This is a genomic window from Megasphaera sp. MJR8396C (genome assembly GCF_001546855.1).
GTDB lineage: Bacteria > Bacillota > Negativicutes > Veillonellales > Megasphaeraceae > Megasphaera.
The window spans coordinates 1-919 of sequence record NZ_KQ958175.1 but is presented as its reverse complement, the minus strand read 5'-3'; the positions used below and the strand labels follow the sequence as shown (position 1 = coordinate 919).

The window sequence follows — 919 nt, the reverse complement described above, 5'->3', positions numbered from 1 at the left end:
TCATGTCTACCTAAAGGGGAGCATATCACGTAGCAGGGAGCCTTTTTGTATTATTATGGGAGAGTGAGTGGTGTGCGTATTATTTGAAAATCTTGACCCGTTCTTCGATGGGAGCTTTTTCGATGGGATCCGGTTTTTGAAGGGGATTGCCGAAGGGCATCTGAGCGATGAGCTTCCATTCTGCCGGAACGCCGGTCAACTTTTTGACTTCGTCATCGATGAGGGGATTGTAATGCTGGAGGTTGACGCCTAAGCCAAGGTCGGTCAGCGCCGTCCAGATGGCAAACTGCATCATGCCGTTGGCCTGCTGGCCCCAAACGGGGAAGTTCTGTGCATACAAGGGGAACTGATCGGCCAATTTTTCGACGATGGAGATGTCATCGAAATAGAGGACCGTGCCGTAAGCGGCGGCAAAGGAATTAATCTTTTCTTCCGTAGCGGCAAAATTGGCTGCCGGTACGATGCCGCGAAGGGTATCCATGGCGATCTGCCAAATCTTATCGTGGGTTTCACCGAAGGCGACGACGACTTTGCCGGACTGCATGTTGAAAGCCGAGGGAACTTCGTGTACCATGTCTTCAATAGTCTTTATGATCGTTTCCTGCGGGATGGAAACGTCTTTACTGAGAGCATAGTTTGTGCGCCGATTGGTAACGGCTGTCGTGAAGTTATTCATAAGGCACCTCCTGAGTTTTATTAGTTAAGAATGAATCTCTTTTATTTGCAGCTAGTATAGCATCTTGTAGGATATAAGTCAAGATTTCTTCGAAAATTACGAGGATGTCTTTCTTTTTTTGACAGGCTGAGCTATACTTTCTTGTCAACGACTCCCTCTTATAGAAGCGGGAGCTTGTAAGTCAGAAAAACATAGGTGGTAGCGATGCTGAGAACAACATCTCCCTAATTCTGCCTACATCAT

The 919-nt window shown here is 47.2% G+C and carries 1 protein-coding gene; it reads right to left on the bottom strand.

Annotated elements, in window-relative coordinates:
* Positions 1-79: 79 nt before the first annotated feature.
* Positions 80-676, bottom strand: coding sequence for a nitroreductase family protein (locus HMPREF3201_RS04945; RefSeq protein WP_062412021.1), 597 nt, complete (start codon positions 674-676; stop codon positions 80-82).
* Positions 677-919: the final 243 nt, after the last annotated feature.